The 16,628-nt window shown below is 62.6% G+C and carries 16 protein-coding genes and 1 pseudogene; 11 read left to right on the top strand and 6 right to left on the bottom strand.

What is annotated here, in order from left to right; translation table 11 throughout:
* Positions 1-29: 29 nt before the first annotated feature.
* Complete coding sequence (locus tag ACERIT_RS02580) at positions 30-941, top strand: glycosyltransferase family 2 protein (protein WP_373673243.1); 912 nt, start codon at positions 30-32, stop codon at positions 939-941.
* Here the strand turns inward: ACERIT_RS02580 and aglG are convergent.
* Positions 931-1,869, bottom strand: a complete 939-nt coding sequence (gene aglG / locus ACERIT_RS02575; RefSeq protein ID WP_373673242.1) for a glucosyl-dolichyl phosphate glucuronosyltransferase — start codon at positions 1,867-1,869, stop codon at positions 931-933. The two genes, ACERIT_RS02580 and aglG, sit on opposite strands and share 11 nt — an antisense overlap.
* Before the next feature lie 117 nt (positions 1,870-1,986).
* Between aglG and ACERIT_RS02570 the strand changes: the two genes are divergently transcribed.
* The 3 genes from ACERIT_RS02570 to ACERIT_RS02560 all read left to right on the top strand — a co-directional run bounded on the left by ACERIT_RS02570 (position 1,987) and on the right by ACERIT_RS02560 (position 6,379).
* The gene (locus ACERIT_RS02570) at positions 1,987-5,124 is read left to right on the top strand and encodes an oligosaccharyl transferase, archaeosortase A system-associated (protein ID WP_373673241.1); all 3,138 of its coding nucleotides are present in this window, start codon (positions 1,987-1,989) and stop codon (positions 5,122-5,124) included.
* On the top strand, positions 5,125-6,069 hold the full coding sequence (locus tag ACERIT_RS02565; protein ID WP_373673240.1) for a DUF368 domain-containing protein: 945 nt from the start codon (positions 5,125-5,127) through the stop codon (positions 6,067-6,069). It abuts the gene before it with no gap.
* A 130-nt stretch (positions 6,070-6,199) separates the two neighbouring features.
* Positions 6,200-6,379, top strand: a complete 180-nt coding sequence (locus tag ACERIT_RS02560; RefSeq protein WP_373673239.1) for an HEWD family protein — start codon at positions 6,200-6,202, stop codon at positions 6,377-6,379.
* 68 nt (positions 6,380-6,447) lie between these two features.
* Here the strand turns inward: ACERIT_RS02560 and ACERIT_RS02555 are convergent, their stop codons facing one another.
* Complete coding sequence (locus ACERIT_RS02555) at positions 6,448-7,134, bottom strand: HAD-IIB family hydrolase (protein WP_373673238.1); 687 nt, start codon at positions 7,132-7,134, stop codon at positions 6,448-6,450.
* 200 nt (positions 7,135-7,334) lie between these two features.
* Here ACERIT_RS02555 and ACERIT_RS02550 point away from each other — a divergent pair.
* The 3 genes and pseudogenes from ACERIT_RS02550 to ACERIT_RS02540 all read left to right on the top strand — a co-directional run.
* Positions 7,335-8,162 (top strand): annotated as a pseudogene (locus ACERIT_RS02550) (acyltransferase); the annotation flags it as partial.
* Between the two features lie 218 nt (positions 8,163-8,380).
* Positions 8,381-8,809 (top strand): universal stress protein, encoded by a 429-nt coding sequence (locus ACERIT_RS02545; RefSeq protein WP_373673237.1) that lies wholly within the window; start codon positions 8,381-8,383, stop codon positions 8,807-8,809.
* Positions 8,810-8,937: 128 nt separating this feature from the next.
* Positions 8,938-10,764 carry an AMP-binding protein gene (locus ACERIT_RS02540; protein WP_373673236.1) on the top strand — a complete coding sequence of 609 codons (1,827 nt, stop codon included), beginning with the start codon at positions 8,938-8,940 and terminating at the stop codon, positions 10,762-10,764.
* Between the two features lie 50 nt (positions 10,765-10,814).
* Here ACERIT_RS02540 and aroC read toward each other — a convergent pair whose 3' ends face one another.
* Positions 10,815-11,999, bottom strand: coding sequence for a chorismate synthase (aroC, locus tag ACERIT_RS02535; RefSeq protein WP_373673235.1), 1,185 nt, complete (start codon positions 11,997-11,999; stop codon positions 10,815-10,817).
* Positions 12,000-12,189: 190 nt separating this feature from the next.
* Here aroC and aglF point away from each other — a divergent pair, with 190 nt between their 5' ends.
* A complete protein-coding gene (gene aglF, locus ACERIT_RS02530) occupies positions 12,190-13,002 on the top strand; it encodes a UTP--glucose-1-phosphate uridylyltransferase AglF (RefSeq protein ID WP_373673234.1) in 813 nt (270 codons plus the stop codon).
* 137 nt (positions 13,003-13,139) lie between these two features.
* On the opposite strand, the gene ACERIT_RS02525 is transcribed toward aglF, so the two are convergent.
* The 3 genes from ACERIT_RS02525 to ACERIT_RS02515 all read right to left on the bottom strand — a co-directional run bounded on the left by ACERIT_RS02525 (position 13,140) and on the right by ACERIT_RS02515 (position 15,404).
* On the bottom strand, positions 13,140-14,369 hold the full coding sequence (locus tag ACERIT_RS02525) for an RNA-guided endonuclease InsQ/TnpB family protein (protein ID WP_373673233.1): 1,230 nt from the start codon (positions 14,367-14,369) through the stop codon (positions 13,140-13,142).
* A gap of 2 nt (positions 14,370-14,371) precedes the next feature.
* The gene (locus tag ACERIT_RS02520) at positions 14,372-14,515 is read right to left on the bottom strand and encodes a DUF2080 family transposase-associated protein (RefSeq protein WP_373673232.1); all 144 of its coding nucleotides are present in this window, start codon (positions 14,513-14,515) and stop codon (positions 14,372-14,374) included.
* 259 nt (positions 14,516-14,774) lie between these two features.
* Positions 14,775-15,404 carry a class I SAM-dependent methyltransferase gene (locus ACERIT_RS02515; protein ID WP_373673231.1) on the bottom strand — a complete coding sequence of 210 codons (630 nt, stop codon included), beginning with the start codon at positions 15,402-15,404 and terminating at the stop codon, positions 14,775-14,777.
* A gap of 159 nt (positions 15,405-15,563) precedes the next feature.
* Between ACERIT_RS02515 and ACERIT_RS02510 the strand changes: the two genes are divergently transcribed.
* The 3 genes from ACERIT_RS02510 to ACERIT_RS02500 are packed head-to-tail and all read left to right on the top strand — an operon-like array spanning position 15,564 to position 16,625.
* The gene (locus tag ACERIT_RS02510) at positions 15,564-15,776 is read left to right on the top strand and encodes a hypothetical protein (RefSeq protein ID WP_373673230.1); all 213 of its coding nucleotides are present in this window, start codon (positions 15,564-15,566) and stop codon (positions 15,774-15,776) included.
* Positions 15,773-16,255: a desampylase gene (locus ACERIT_RS02505; RefSeq protein ID WP_373673229.1), complete on the top strand. Its 483-nt coding sequence runs from the start codon at positions 15,773-15,775 to the stop codon at positions 16,253-16,255. Before ACERIT_RS02510 ends, ACERIT_RS02505 begins: the two co-directional genes overlap by 4 nt.
* Positions 16,256-16,304: 49 nt before the next feature.
* Entirely contained in the window at positions 16,305-16,625 is a 321-nt protein-coding gene (locus tag ACERIT_RS02500; protein WP_373673228.1) for a rhodanese-like domain-containing protein, read from the top strand.
* Positions 16,626-16,628 lie beyond the last annotated feature (3 nt).

The following is a 16,628-nucleotide window of genomic DNA, read 5'->3' as shown; positions in this document are numbered from 1 at the left end:
TTGTGCCAGTAAAAATACGTGATATCTTAATGGTCACAGTAACCTCGATAGGTGATCCAAATGAGATCATAATTCTCGTTCCGGTCTATAATGACCCTAACGGAGTAGCCGATACGATCTCATCTATTACAGAACAAAATCAGTCAACCAAGAATACGATTGTGATAGATAATGGCTCCACAGACAACACTCGCGACATAATTCGAGAATATATGGGTCAATATGATCACATCACTCTCCTCGTTGAGGATGAGATCCAAGGTTCCTACGCGGCCCGCAACAAAGGGATCGAACATGCCGAGGGGGACATCATCGCCTTCCTCGATGCAGACGAGACCGTCGACGAGGACTGGCTCGAAACAGCTCTCGAAGCAATGGACGATCAGGACGCCGACTACCTCGGCTGCAACGTCGAACTTACGCTCCTAGAAGACACACTTGTCGGCCGATATAACGCCCGTACGGGCTTCCCCGTGGAGCAGTACCTTGAAGAACAACACTACGCGCCGACGTGCGCCCTACTCGTCCGTCGCGAAGTTTTCGACGACGTCGGTACGTTCGACAGCCGTCTGATTTCGGGCGGCGACAAGGAGTTCGGCGAGCGCGTCTACGAGGCAGGCTACGACCAAGGATACGCAGAGAACGCCGTCGTCAAGCATCCCGCACGGACTTCCTTTGAAGCCCTGGCGAAGAAGAACTTCCGTGTCGGAAGAGGGTTCTGTCAGAAGCAGCGTTACTATCCCAAACGATACGGCAAACCGGGGATTCCCCCGACACCCAGCGGCCCGAGCGGCGGTAGCAATGAGAACGAGCCAGAATCCATGTTCACGCGCGTGGCGTTCTCGTTTCTCTCGATCGCCATGCTCGCGTGCCGAGGCTTTGGCTACTACTATGAGTTCTTGTTCGGCGAGAAACGCGAAATACCCGAGTCTACGCGTTAGCCTTCTCCACCACGTCTGGTGTCGCCATCGCGTATAGATACCCGAGCCCAACAGCGCCAGTAAACACGAATATCGTGAGCAACTGCTTCAGTTCCGGCATCGACGGTGACCGAACCACGTCCTTCATTCGCTTCGGCACGAAGTGCGTCAGCAACTGCTTCAAATACGCACTTTTGTCGTCAGGAGCCTCCGGATACAACAGATCCATCACCCGCTTCGAGTACCCTTGCCAGAAGGACCGTGACACCAACCATGCAAAGTCCCCGCGATATTCGAAGAGCGTGTGATGGACGACGGCGTCCTCGGTGAACACCATCCCCTGCCCGTACTCCTCTAGCAACCGAATTCCCACAGGCGCCTCGTGCGCCTGCAGGTGTTTGTCACCTTTCCGTCCCGTATTCGGGTCGTAGCCACCAACCTCCAGGAACTCCTCCCGTCGATACGAAATATTCGACCCGTACGTGTTTCGAACCTCCTCACCATCCTCCGCGAACCCGGGCTCGACACACCCGACTAGCCAGTAGAACTCCTCCGGGAAGAAGTCCGGTTTCTCGTCCACCCAGTTGGGCTTGACGTCGCCCCCGACGGCGATCGCGTCCGTCCCCTCGTACGTCTCGACGAGCGTCTCGATCCAATCCTCCTCGGCGACGCCGTCGTCGTCGATGAACGCGACGATATCCCCGGACGCGAGCTCGGCGCCCTTCGTCCGGCTGTAGGAGATGCCGCGGTTCTCGTCGTTATTGTGGACGACCACGTTCTCCTCGCGGCCGAAGTCCTCCTGAACGTGCTTGTACACCTCGTCGTTCCCGTCGATGACGAGCACGACCTCGATCGGGTCGTACGTCTGTTCGAGAACGCTCTCGACGGCCTCCGTGAAGACCTCATAGCGATCCATCGTGTACGTACAGACGACGACGGAGACCTTCATTCGGCTTCGAGTTGCGTGGTCGCCCGAATAAGGATTACTAACGTCGGTCGCACGCGATCCGATAACTGGATCAGGATATGACAAGGCTTATGCGGATTTTGCAACTCGAAACGTACAATGAGCGACCAGACCGACTCCGACGACCGCCCGGGCACCTCCGTCCTCGACTACCTTGAGCGATGGTATCACGTGCCGGCGATCGTCGCGATCCTCGCGATGATGCTCTACTCGCGCCTTCGTGCGTACGAGAACTTCATCGTCGACGGAACCGTCTATTTCCGCGGTAACGACCCCTGGTATCACTACCGGGAGACGTCCTATCTCCTCGAGAACTGGCCGAACACCCTCCCCTTCGAGGCGTGGACGGGATTCCCGTTCGGACGACAAGTCGGTCACTTTGGAACCCTCTGGGATCACATCCTTGCGGTCTTCATCGTGCTCGGATCACCGCTGTTCGGGGGCGGCGAAGAGGGATTGATGCGTGTCATGCTCGTTGCCGCGCCGATCGTCGGGACGGCGGTCGCGATCCCCACCTACTTCATCGCCCGCCGGTTCGTCGACCGCCTCTCTGCAGTCGTCGCCGTCCTCGTGTTAGCCCTCATCCCGAGTACCTTCCTCAACGTGACGATGGTCGGCTTTCCCGACCACCAGGCCGGCGAGGTGTTCTTCTTCCCGCTTGCGGTCCTCGCCTTCCTCGCAGCCATCGGTGTCGCCGAACGCGAAAAGCCCGTCTGGGAACTCGTCGTCGATCAGGATTGGGACGCTCTGAAGCGACCCACGGGCTACGCGGCGGCGGCCGGGCTCGCGATCGCACTCTACATGGCGACCTGGCAGCCCGGCGTGATGATGGTCGGGTTCACCGGGATCTTCCTCGTGATCAACATCACGAGCGACGTCGTCCACGGCGACAGTCCCGAACCGGTCGCGTTCGCCGGCGCGGTCTCGATGGCAGTCGCGGGTCTGTTGATGGTCATTCCGCTCGACGTCTACTCCTTCGGCGTCACCGATTACTCGCTCACGCAGGTCCTGCTCCCGCTCGGCGTCGCGGCCGGCTCCGTCCTCCTCGCGTTCCTCGCCCGCCAGTGGGAGACTCGCGGAATCGACGTCCGGACCTACCCCGCAGCGGTCGGCGGCCTGATCGCCGCCTCAGTCGGCGTCTTCGCGGTCGCGCTCCCCTCGGCGTGGGGAACCATCTGGTCCAACCTGATCCGAACGGTCGGCTTCTCGACCGGTGCCCAGACGCGAACGATCAGTGAGGCGCAGCCGCCGCTCATGCGGCAGGGGTTCGCGGAGTTCGTCCTCGGCCAGTACGGGCTCGCCTTCTTCCTCGCGCTCGTGGCGATCCTGGTCGTGCTCGCGCGGCCGCTCGTCCGAAGCGACGAGCCGCGCGAGACGGGATACGTCCTCGCGTCGTTCGCCCTGATCGGCTCCGTCTACGCGGTCCCGCAGGCGTACGACACGGTCGGCGGCGTCGTCGGGGTCTCCTGGCAGGTCATCGGCCTCGCGATCGCCACGGCCCTGATCGTCGGCGCGACCTACCTCTCTCGCTATGGTGCTGAGGATCTCTACTTCGTCATCTGGGGGCTGTGCATCCTCGCGATGGCGTTCACCCAACGGCGGTTCAACTACTACCTCGCCATCGTCGTCGCCGTCGGCGCCGGCTACACGTTCCAGTTGGTACTCGACGCGCTCGAACTGCGTGGGAAGTCGATGATCGAGGCCGGACGCGGAATCGAGGGCTGGCAGGCGATGACGCTCGCGGCGGTCGTACTCGTGCTCGTCGCTCCGCTCCTGTTCATGGTCACGCCGGCGTGGGCCGCCGGCACCAACAGCGGACCCGGTTCGGTCGTCGAGTGGGATGATAGCCTCCAGTGGATGAACGAGGAGACGCCTCACCCCGGTGAGCTGGAGGGCCACGACAACGCCATGGACTACTACGGCACCTATGAACGCCCCGCTGACGGCGACTTCGACTATCCCGAGGGCGCCTACGGCGTGCAGTCGTGGTGGGATTACGGCCACTGGATAACGACGCGTGCCGAACGCATCCCGAACGCGAATCCATTCCAACAGAACGCCGACGCGGCCGCGAACTTCCTGTTGGCGCCAAGCGAGGACCGCGCCGAGTCGGTGCTCGCCGACCAGAGCACCGAGGGCAAGAACACCCGCTACGTGATGGTCGACTGGCAGATGGTCCACCCGAACTCGAAGTTCGGTGCACCGGTCACTTTCTACGACGACGGGGACGTCTCGCGCACCGACTTCCTGAACGTGGTCTACCAGCCGAACCAGCAGGGGGGCTTCACGCCGGTGACCCAGACGCGCGAACAGCGCTACTACGAGAGCCTGATGGTCAGACTCTATGAGTACCACGGCAGCGCGAAGAACCCCGAGCCGATCGTCCTCGACTGGGAGGAGACGCCCGTTCAGGCCGCTGATGGCACACGGACCACGATCCGGACGGTCCCGCAGGGTGAAAACCAGCAGTTCGCCCGCAGCTTCGAGACGATGGCCGACGCCGAAGCGTTCGTCGAGAACGAAAGCGGCACCGCCCAGATCGGTGGCATCGGCTCCATACCCAGCGAACGCGTGGCGGCGCTCGAACAGTACCGGCTGGTGCACGCAAGCGAGGCGAGCGCCGAACAGCAGTTCAACGTCGGACTTCGGGATACCCCGGCAGACTGGGTGAAGACCTTCGAGAAAGTGCCCGGCGCAACGATCGAGGGCGAGGGCGCAGAGCCCGGCCAGGAGGTCCAAGCGACCGTCGAGATGACCTATCCGGACTCGAACGAGACGTTCACCTACACTCAGTATGACACTGCAGACGAGAACGGCGAGTACTCGTTCCGAGTTCCCTACTCGACGACGGGATACGACGAGTACGGTCCCGAGAACGGCTACACCAACACGAGCATTCGCGCGACCGGTCCCTACTCGGTCCAGACCGGCATCACGACAACGAACGGAAGCATCACCTACGGCGTCGGCCAGGTCGAGGTGACCGAGGGACAGGTCGTCGGCGAGAACGACTCCGTCTCCACGGTCGAACTCGAGGAGCAGACGCTCCTCGGGGGTGACGACGAATCGGACGGCACCAACGAAACGGACGAGACGAACGGAACCGACGACAGCTCGACGACGAACGAGACGAACGGGACGAACGGGACGAACGAGACGAACGCCCTCGCGGATGAAGCGCCGACTGCCACGGCCGGCGTGCTCGTCGCGTCCGTCGCCACCTCCGTCGCCATCTAAATGGTCGACACGCGCGAGTGGATCGGCGTCTACCTTCGCGGTGTCGCGATGGGGTGTGCCGACGCGGTCCCCGGCGTTTCCGGCGGCACGATCGCCTTGATCACGGGGATCTATGAGCGGCTCATCGCCGCGATCACCGCGATCGATCCGGACCGTATCCGACGCGTTCTCGGCGGTGTGAAGCCCGCAAACCTTCCTGATGCACGCGCGGCATTCCTCGATATGGACGGGCCGTTTCTAGTCGTGTTGGGGCTGGGGATCGCGAGCGCGATCGTGACCGTCCTCCAGGTCGTCGACTACCTGCTCGAGACGTCACCGGTCGGCACCTTCGGGTTCTTCTTCGGGCTGATCGCCGCCTCGGCGGTCGTGCTTCGATCCGGCGTCGATCTCTCGACGACCGGACGCAAGCTCGCGGCGGCCGCGGGATTTCTCGCCGCGTTCCTGACCTCCGGGTACGCCGAGACCGTGCTTGACGGCGGTCTCGCGATCGTTTTCCTCGCCGGGATGATCGCTGTAAGCGCGATGGTGCTGCCCGGCATCTCCGGGTCGCTTCTGCTCGTGATTCTCGGCCAGTACGAACGGATGACCGGTGCGCTCTCGACGTTTATCGACGGGCTTGCCGCTGTGGCCGTCGCGGGCGACCTTGAACCGGTGATCAAGGCTGCACCACCGGTAATCGTCTTCCTCGCCGGCGCGGTGGTCGGCCTGTTCACGGTCGCACATACTGTTCGACGCGCGTTGGAGCACCGCCGAGCGGCGACCATTGCCTTCCTCGTGAGCCTGATCGTCGGCGCCCTCCGCGCGCCGATCCTCGAGGTCGACCGGACGCTCGCGGAGACCGGTGCCACCTGGGGGGCGGTCGCTCCGGGATTCGTGGGGGCCGCCGCGTTCGGTGCCGCCGCAGTCCTGCTTCTGGACCGGTACTCGGGTGCGATCGAATACTGAGAACGGTCGTCCTCCGTTCGATCAGTGATCGAGGCGACAGTGATGGAGTGACATCGGTGGGACGATGGTGACGGGACGACCGCCCCTGCCGATGGAGGGATTTTTTTGCTTGCGGGTCCCTCACGTACGTATGACGTCGACGCTTCGAACCCCGAGCGAGCGAGTCTGTGAGATATGTGGGCGTAGCGAGCGCTGGGACGACGATCGAGAGAGCTGGCGTGTCGAAGAGCCCGGTGACACGTTCTGCATTCACGAGTGGGACATAAACGGCGAATTCATCCCCTTCGAGGACGCGGACGTGGACGTCTGAGTCCGACGTCGGTCGAGTCGGACGCGATGCCCGTGGGTTCTCGCCGCGAGTTCGAGTTCGAGAATCGGCTACCGATCGGGTCCGGCTTCCGTCAACAGTCGTTCGAGCACGCTCGCGGTTCCGTCCATGTGTCCCTCCGAGAGGACATCGTCGGCAGCCTCGCGCGCGACGGAATCGGCGTTTGCGACCGCATAGGACTCGCCAGCGGCCTCGAAGGTCGATACATCGTTTTCGCTGTCGCCGATCGCGACGAATCGGTCGGGGTCATACCGATACTCCTCACAGAGCGTTTCGAAGGCGGACCCCTTCGACACGTCCGGCGATTTGACGTGATAGGCATAGCCGGTGTCGACGACTGTCTGTCCGTGATCGGCGGCGATCTCGCGAAGCAGTTCCTCGTCGGCATCCATCGAGACGGCGACCTCCGTCTCGCGCCAGCGGTTGACCGTCGTCCGCCCGCCCCATCCCAGATCGCCGCCGCGTTCGATGAACTCCTCTGCGACCGCCCAGCAGGCATCCGGATCACCGGCGAATTCCGTGACCCCGTCGGCGTGGATCACGCCGCCATTCTCAGCGATGACCGTCTCGGGGAGCCCCAGAAAGTGCGCGAGTGCGACCGGATACGGGAATGCCTTGCCCGTGGCGAACACGACCGGCGCTTCCCAGTTCGGGAGGATCTCGAAGACTCGACGGTCAACGCGGTGGTCCGGCGTCGTCAACGTGCCGTCGATGTCGAGCACCAGCGGTGGAACCATATCGGGAAGCCGCGATCCGGGACCAACCACCTTACGGTTCGCGCCGGTTCCACGGCTCAGGGGAAGCGAAGATCGAAGTCGTCGCTCACGCAGTCAGTACCCCCGTCGTCGCCGACCAGTACGAGACCGACGACCAATCACGTCCGCCGTCCGTCGGACGCCCCGTTTCACTTATACCGTCGCGCTGTCTGTGACCGGACGTGCCGTTTCGTGGCGATCCGATCGAGGAACTCTCCGTCCCGTCGGAAACGACCGTCGAAGAGCACGACCTCGTGACCGACGGCGACGTGTTGATCGGCGGCCAGGCGACCGTCGAATTCGGCGTGCGCGGCCGGACCGTGGTCGCCGACGAACGAGCCAGCGTCGGCGGCGACATCGAGGCGTCGGGCGACTGTCGGCTCGACACCTGGTGTGACATCGACGGGAACGTCCTCGTCGGCGAGGACGCCTATCTCGGCGAGCGCGTCCATATCGGCGGCCGACTGATGGTCTCCGGTGACCTCGACATCGGCGACGACGTCGACGTTGAGGAAGGCTTCGAAGCGAACGGTTGGATCGTCGTCCGAAATCCGATTCCGACCATCGTGTTTTATTTCATCGTCCTCTCACAGCTACTTCGTGCCGGCGAGGCCGAAGCGGCCGATGAGCTCGCGATGGCGCTTTCCGACGAGGAGGACGTTCGAACGCCGCTTTCGATCCCGAAAAACGCTGACGTCTCCGACGACTCCTGGCGCGTCTCGACGCCGGCGACGATCGGCGACGACTGTCGGCTCCACGGCAACGTCCGCGCTCGGACGATCGACGTGGGTTGTGATACCGTTCTCTTCGGGTCCCTGCGTGCCCGCGGTGACGTCTCCGTCGGCGAAGGAACGACGATCCACGGCGACGTGACGACGAGCCAGGGAACGGTGACGCTTGAACCCGGTGCATGCGTACTCGGCGACGTTTCCGGGGGAGATCTGCTGATCCACGAGGGCGCCGATGTCGAGGGAACCCTGCGCGCACGCGGAGACATGCGGCTCGTCCGACCGAACCCGGAGTGATTCGGGTCGTTCGGCCGAATTCGGAGTGTCCAACTCGTTCGACCGAGTCCGGGGCGATAGCGTGAGATCGAGCGTGAAGGATCGCATCGCGGGAAGCGACTCCGACCGCGCCCCAGATTCCGTCTCCCTTCGGGAGGCGCCCATCCGCAATGGCGTCCGCGACGGGTGGTTTTTAATCGATCGGCTGCGTACGCCGAACCGAGATGTACGATCAGATCCTTGTCCCCACCGATGGCAGCCCGGCGGCCGACGCCGCGATCGAGCACGCGATCGACCTGGCAGATCAATACGACGCCCGCGTTCACGCGCTGTACGTCGTCGACGGCTCGGCCTATTCGACGCTTGAGGCTGGTTCGGAGATCGTCGTCGAGGCACTGGAATCGGAGGGAGAGGAAGCCACAGAACGCGTCTCCAAGACGGCCGAGGAGTCCGGCGTCGAGACCGTTACGAGCGTCGTCCACGGAACCGCCTATCGGACGATCCTGGAGTACGTCGAGGACAACGATATCGACCTGATCGTGATGGGAACACACGGCCGGCAGGGCCTCGATCGCTACCTGCTCGGGTCGGTCACCGAACGCGTCGTTCGAACCGCCGACGTTCCGGTTCTTACCGTCCGACACGAGGAGTAGTCACCTTGAACGAACGAGTTGAATCCGCTCTCTGAACCCCGTTCTAGCTGCACCGGCCGCTCGGACAACGATCACCATGCTCGGGCGACGATCACAAGACAATAGGGACTCCCCGATATACCCGGACTATGCGCGACTGGCTTTCCCACCGCGTCGCCGCGACGCCGAACGCGACCGCACTCGTGCGTGCGGCCGATGGGGAATCATGGAGCTACGCGGACCTCGATCGATTGGTCGGTGAGACCGCCGGCCGTCTCGCGGCACTTGACGTCGACAGGACGACCCGTCTCGGGATTCATCTCTCGCCGTGCGTGGGCTACGTCGGACTGGTGCACGCCGCGATGCGGCTCGGCGCGACCCTCGTTCCGATCGGCCACGACCTCACACCACGAGAGATCGCCGCCCGCACCGAACGAGCCGACCCGGACGTCGTCGTCTGTGGTTCCGAAACGGAAGTGACGGCGTTCGAGGCGCTCGGGAACTCGTCCGTCCGCGTTCTCTCCGTCGACGAACCGGATCACGATGACGTCATCGCGATCCACGACGCCGACCCCAAGCCGGTCGAGGAACCGACCTGGACGCTCGAGGAGCCGTTGTGTCTGCTTTTCACCTCCGGGACCAGCGGCCAACCCAAGCCCGTCGAGATAACCGCCGAAAACGTGTTCTTCTCCGCTATCGCCTCCGCGTTCCGGCTTGGCGTGCGACCGGACGACTGCTGGCTTGTCACCCTCCCGCTTCATCACGCCGGCGGGCTCTCGCCCGTCTTCCGGACGGTACTTTACGGGACCACGCTCGTCCTTCGGGAGGAGTTCGCCCCGGGAGAGGCGGCCGACGATATCGATCAGTACGACGTCACCGGCGTCTCGCTCGTCCCGACAATGCTCACGCGGATGCTCGACAGCCGCGGGACGCTTTCGGACTCGCTACGAACGGTCCTTCTCGGTGGCGCGCCCGCAAGCGATCAACTCCTCAAGCGCTGTGAGAACTACTCGATCCCCGTCTATCCGACCTACGGGATGACCGAGACGGCCTCCCAGATCGCGACCGCGACTCCCGAGGAGGCCTTCGATCATCTCGGAACCGTCGGCAGGCCCCTCCTCTGGAACGATCTGAGCGTGGTCGACGACACTGGCAATCCCGTCGAACCAGGGGATGTCGGCGAGATAGTCGTCTCCGGACCGACGGTCACGCCGAGATACTACGACCAGCCGGAGTCGACCGCGGAGGCATTCGGTCCGCTCGGGTTCCATACTGGCGACGCCGGCCGGATCGATACGGACGGATACGTTTACGTACTCAACCGGCTCGACGATCGGATCATCACCGGCGGGGAGAACGTCGAGCCGGGGGAGGTGGCCGACGTCCTCCATTCGCATCCCGCGGTTCTCGACGTTGCGGTCGCCGGAGTCCCGGATGAGATGTGGGGCGAACGTGTCGGGGCGCTGATCGTCCCGGATGACGATCGAAACGCACCCAACGGCGATGGCCAGGAGGTCGACGGGTCAGCAGATGGGAACGGATCGAGTAGCGACGGCGATGTGGTCGATTCCGAGTCCGAAAAGACCGACACCGATTCCGAGTCCGATGACCGGTCGCCGATCGACGAACACGATCTCTTAGAACACGCCCGATCGCAACTCTCCGCGTTCAAGATGCCTCGTGCCATCGCCTACCAGGACGAACTCCCGCGAACGGTCTCCGGGACGGTGGACCGCGAGGCTGCGAGGGCGACGCTGATCGAGGAAGGGACATCGATCGAGGTCCCGGAATTCGACTTCGACGAGGCCGGATTCGAGCCGGCCGATCCTGAGCCGGCACCGGACTCGGATGCCTCAGACGATCGGAACGAGGACGTCGATGCGGACGATCGGAACGAGGACGTCGACGCCGATCCAGAAACCGGTCGGGGCGCCGACGAGGAACGAGAGAATTCGGGCGGATACGCGGACTCGTAGGATCGGGTGAGCTGAAGGGAGAAGCCGGGGAAGAAGCCGGCGCGGAGTCGTTATTCCTTTCGCGGACTGCTCGGGTGGTACCCAGTGTCGTACTGTCCGGGTCGATCGTCGACGCGATCGGGATTGATGCGCCCGCCAAGCAGCATGAAATCGAGCACGGTTACGTACAACATCGCCTCGACGACGGGGACTGCCCGCGGCGGAAGGACGGGGTCATGTCGACCGACGACCTGGATCTCCTTCTCCTCGCCGGTCTCCCAGTCCACGGTGTGCTGTTTTTTCGGGATCGAGGTCGGCGCGTGCCACGTCACCTCGCCGTAGATCGGCTCGCCGGTCGTGATCCCGCCCTGGAGGCCGCCGTGATCGTTTCCGACCGGCACCGGATCGCCCTCCTCGCTCACGGTTTCCGGGTGATCCCCTTCATCGAACGCCCAGTCCTCGTTGCGTTCTTTGCCGGTCACTTCGGCGGCGTCGGTCCCGAGCCCGAACTCAAAGGCGGTGGTGGCCGGAATCGACATCATTGCCTGCCCTAACCGGGACGGAACGCCGTCGAATCGCGGCGCGCCGAGCCCCCGGGGAACGCCGCGGGCCTCGAAGTAGATCGACCCGCCGATCGAGTCGCCGCGCTCCTGATAATCGGCGATCAGTTCCTGCATTCGTTCTGCGGTTTCGGGATGGCCACAGCGAACGTCGTTCTCCTCGGAATGTTCGAGGATATCCTCGAAGGAGATTTCCGGCGCTTCGATGTCGCCGACCCGGTTGACGTGGCCTTTGATCTCGACGTCGTGGTCGGACGCCTCGAGAACCGCCTTCGCGACCGCGCCCGCGGCCACCCAGTTCACCGTCTCGCGCGCGGACGACCGCCCGCCGCCGCCCCAGTTTCGCGTGCCGAATTTCGCGGAGTACGTGTAATCGCCGTGAGAGGGTCGTGGAGCAGTGACGTATGGCTCGTATTTGCCCGATTGTGGGTCCTTGTTCTGGATCACCATTCCGATCGGAGTTCCCGTCGTGTAGCCATCCTGGACGCCCGAGTTGATCGTCACTTCATCGGGTTCGCCCCGGGAAGTCGTGATCATTGATTGGCCCGGCTTGCGTCGGTCGAGGTCGCGTTGGATTATCGATTCCTCAAGCTCGACGCCGGCGGGGCATCCGGATACCGTCACGCCCATCGCTTCACCGTGGCTCTCGCCGTAGGTCGTCAGCTGAAAGAGACGACCGAACCGATTCCCGTTCATTACCTGCAGGTGTGTCGTCGGAACCATATAGGTGTTGTATCCTCGCCGGAACCCGGGTCGGCGGTCGTCTTCGAACCCGTGACGATGGACTCCGGAGACCTCCGGACACGTCGGCGCTGTGTGAGGCGTCGATCGGACTGATCGGGCCCGCACCCACGAATATATAAACGGACGGCTCGATCGAAGTCGTATGAAGGCAGTCGTGCTCGCGGCAGGTCAGGGGACGCGGCTGCGACCCCTGACCGACGACAAACCGAAGGGGATGGTCGAGGTCGCCGACGATCCCATTCTCACCCATTGTTTCGATCAGCTCATCGATCTCGGCGCGGACGAACTCGTCGTCGTGGTCGGCTACAAAAAGGAGGTCATCATCGACCACTATGGCGACACCTACGAGAACATTCCGATCACCTATGCCCACCAGCGCGAGGCCAAGGGACTTGCTCATGCCCTCTTGACCGTCGAAGAGCACATCGAGGACGACTTCATGCTCATCCTCGGGGACAACATCTTCGACGCCAACCTCCAGGACGTCGTCCGCCGCCAACGGGAGGACCGCGCGGACGCCGCCTTCCTCGTCGAGGAGGTCCCCTGGGAGGAGGCCTCTCGGTACGGCGTCTGTGACACGAACCAGTATGGCGAGATCACTGACGTGATCGAGAAGCCGGACGACCCACCCTCGAACCTGGTCATGACCGGCTTTTACACGTTTTCGCCGGCGATCTTCCACGCGTGTCACCTCGTTCAACCCTCCGACCGCGGGGAGTATGAACTGTCGGACGCGATCGACCTCCTCATCCAGTCGGGCCGAACGATCGACGCGATCGGCCTCGAAGGATGGCGGATCGACGTCGGGTATCCGGAAGACCGGGACGAGGCCGAACGACGGCTCGAAGGAACGGTCAGCGAGGAGGAGCGGACGGAGACCGACGTGGGATCGAACGACGGCGGATCTTCGGAGAGCGAGGAGCGGTCGGACGCCGAAGAAACCGCCACGACGTGATTTACAGAGTGCCACGGAACGGGTTCTGAGAAGCGTCCGGAAGTGACGTTGCGGTCTCGAATGGTCGTTCGATCCGGTCGTTTGGCGGATCAGGTCCTCGTTCGGATCGGATGGTCGTTCGACTCGGGTCGTGTGAACTACCCCGCCCTGCTCGGCCTGACGGCCTCGCTGAGGACGGGGCTTCCTGTTTCCAAGACGCGCTTTGCAGGAACCGAATCGGTCCCCGTAGGGAGCGCAGTCTCCACAGGCATTGAATCGGGGTGAACCACCCCTACCTGATCGAGTCCGCGTGAAAGGATGTTGTACGCCGCGTTGAGGTCGCGGTCCGCTTCGAACCCGCATGAAGGACACGAGTGTTCGCGGACCCACAGCGGCTTGTCGGTCGAAACACCGCACTTCGAACACTTTTTCGTCGTTCCTCGCGGATCGACGGCGGCCAAGTGCGTGCCTTCGCGTTCGCACTTGTACTCCAACATCCGCAGGAACGTTCCCCACGCCGCTCCCGCTCGGTTCCGACTGTTGGACGGCAGTTCCATCAACCCCTTGGCGTCGAGGTCTTCGACCGCTACAAGGTCGTATTCCCGAGCGTAGTACGCCGAGAGCTTGTGAAGGAAGTCCCGACGCTTTCGCTTCAAGTCAGCGTGGTGTTGGGCCACTACGCGCTGTTGCTTCTCGTAGTTCGCCGATCCGTGTTCCTTCCGCGAGAGGTCGCGTTGTGCGCGCTCCAACCGCTCGCGTTCCTCGGAGAGGTCGGGACCTTCGACGGCAGTTCCGTCGCTATCGTGGGCGTACTTCAGGATACCCACGTCGATCCCGACGCACGTCTCGGGGTTCTCGGGCTTCGGTGGCGCGTCGTTCTCGGTTTCGATGCCGAGGACGGCAAACCATTCGCCCGTTGACTCCTGTTTGACAACGACCTCCTTGATCGTGGCATCGTCGGGAACCTTGCGGTGGTAGACTATCGGAATGTCACCGATCTTGGAAAGAGAGAGTACAGGCCGACCGCTCGTGTTGTTGAGCTTGAAGCCGGTTTGACTGTACGTGATCGAGCGATATTCCTGCGGAGCCTTCCACCGTAGTTCGCCGACGCGGTAGCCGTTGTCCTTCCGCCCCTTCAGCGTCGAGAGATTGTCGTACAACCGCTGAACGACTTTCTGAAGCACCTTCGAGTGAACGTCCTTTAGATCGGACCACTCGCGTTTGAGGTCGGGAAGGAGAGACTGTTCGGAGTAGGCGGAGGTTCCGTCTACTCGGTTGAGTCGGTGAAGGAAGTGGTTGTAGACCTGCCGGCAGGTATCGACGGTCCACGCCAACCGCTCGTGGAGTTTGTCGGACGGTTTGAGCCGATACCTGTAGTTGTAGCGCATACCTACTCGTCGGATGGATCGGTGACGCGAACGACCTTGACGGTTGCACCGGCCCACGCTTTCGGGACGTAGACGTGCGCGCCGTTGCCGGATCGTTTGGCTTCTGTTTCGAGGACTTCGTGTCCTTCGACCTCGTACCGATCCATTGGGAGTATCTACCTCGTAGATACACAAAAAGCTACTGATAGCGTGGGCCTGCGGGCCGGCAGTATCGCATTGATGAAAGACGATGACGGCGCTGTATCCCCTCCCTACGACTTCGCTCCGCTCGGTCGTTGAGGAAGGGGCCTTAGCGCCTGCGGTTAGGCTGTATCCCCTCCCTACGACCTCGCTCCGCTCGGTCGTTGAGGAAGGGGCCTTAGCGCCTGCGGTTAGGTAAACCGCGTTCGATGATCACCGAAATCGCTATCGGGACGCTTTGATCCCGACGAAAGAACCGTCACCGTATCCCTCCTCGACGGGTTCGAGACCATCCATCTCCTCGATCCACTGATAGATGGTCTGGACGAACTCGAAGTCGGTGAATCCAGCCGCCTCGAGACGTTCGATGAGCCCCTCCGTCGAGACGAATCTCGCATCCTCATAGAACGGATTCGTTTTCTTTTTCTCCTGATATATCTGTCCGACGGGACTGTTTTTGTCGATATATCCGATCACGAGACTTCCCGAGGGTGTGAGGATACGATCGGCTTCGGATAACGTTCGAGGAATGTCGTCGACGAAACATATCGTCGTTACGAGTAACGCAGTATCGAAGCTTTCGTCCCGAACGGGGAGCCGCTCGGCGACGCCTTTGGCCACCTCGATGTCGCGATCGCGAGCCAGTTCGAGCATTTCTCCGGCCGGATCGATCCCGACATCCAACCCGAGAGGGGCGGCGAACCGACCACTTCCGACGCCGATCTCGATCCCCCGCCCGGTTGCCGGCACGAGTCGATCCAACGCCTCCAGTTCGGAACGATAGGCATCGTCGTACTTCTCAAACCACCCTTCGTATCGTTCGGTGTGTTCCTGAAACGGCGTTACGGTTGGCATGACGAACGGTAGGATACGTGGCACTACCAACGTTGGGGTCAAAAACCGGAGGACGTTCAGTTTCCGAACTGCTGACCTCCCACGCCCGTCGAGTGAGAGTCGTTACCCCCGCCCGTTCGGTAGGAAACCCTATTGGGCGTCCAGTCGAACATCGACGACATGATGACGCCGGTGTGGACGAGTTACGTCGACAACGATCGCGGATTCGCCGATCGGGACAGGGCAGACCCCACGCGTGGAACCGATCGGGTCGACGTCCCAACCGAACCGATCACGGTGGACAGCCGTGAGACGCGTCGAATTCGAAGTCCGATGGATCACGTGCGATCGGAGAGCACCGTCGAGATCCGGATGGAGGGACGCCGATCGTGATCGAGTTCACCCGAAGTGCCTACGACGACGTCGTTAATCACGCCTACGATGGGGGCGACGAGGAGAGGTGCGGCGTGCTCGTCGGTGACTCCGACCCGGATCGGGGAGATCGGGGCGACCGGGACGGTCAACGAGATCGAAGCGTCGTGACGGAGACGTACCCGACCGAGAACGCCGCCGAGAGGCCACGGACTCGCTATCTGATCGATCCCGAGGAGTTGTTCGAGATCATCGAGACGGTAGAGGCATCGGGACACGAGGTCGTCGGATTCTACCACTCCCACCCAAACGGGCCGCCTCACCCAAGCGAGACCGACGCGGAACGGGCCACCTGGCCCGATCATTCCTACGTGATCTGTGCACTCGACGGCCAGCCGTTCGTGGGGTCCTGGCGTTGGCGAGGTGATGATACCACATTCGAACAGGAGACGGTCGCCGTCGGCTCCGCGGGGATGGCCGGAACTCCCGGAAGGCGGTGAACGCTGCCCGACCCGAAACGGGTTAGGCAGTGACGTCCCAGGATGGACCATGGTCGAGGAAGTCACCCCCGAGGAGGTCGAGGAGGAACTCGAGGACGACGACGTCCAGATCGTCGACATCCGCAATCCACCCCAGTACGCCGACGGCCACATTCCGGGTGCGATCAACATTCCGATGGCCGAACTTCCCCGTCGCGTCGGCGAATACGACTGGAACGAGGAGATCGTTGTCGTCTGTCCCATCGGTCAGTCGTCGATCCAGGCCGCCAAACTCATCAAAAGCTTCGAGGGGGTCGACGATGACGCGCGGATCGCCAGCATGGAGGGCGGCTATCGGGCGTGGGACGGCGATCTCGAAACCGAGGAGTAGTCA

The organism is Halopenitus sp. H-Gu1, assembly GCF_041821145.1.
Classification (GTDB): Archaea; Halobacteriota; Halobacteria; order Halobacteriales; family Haloferacaceae; genus Halopenitus.
Note: the sequence above shows the minus strand (reverse complement) of the source record. Positions and strands in the feature narration are given on the sequence as shown.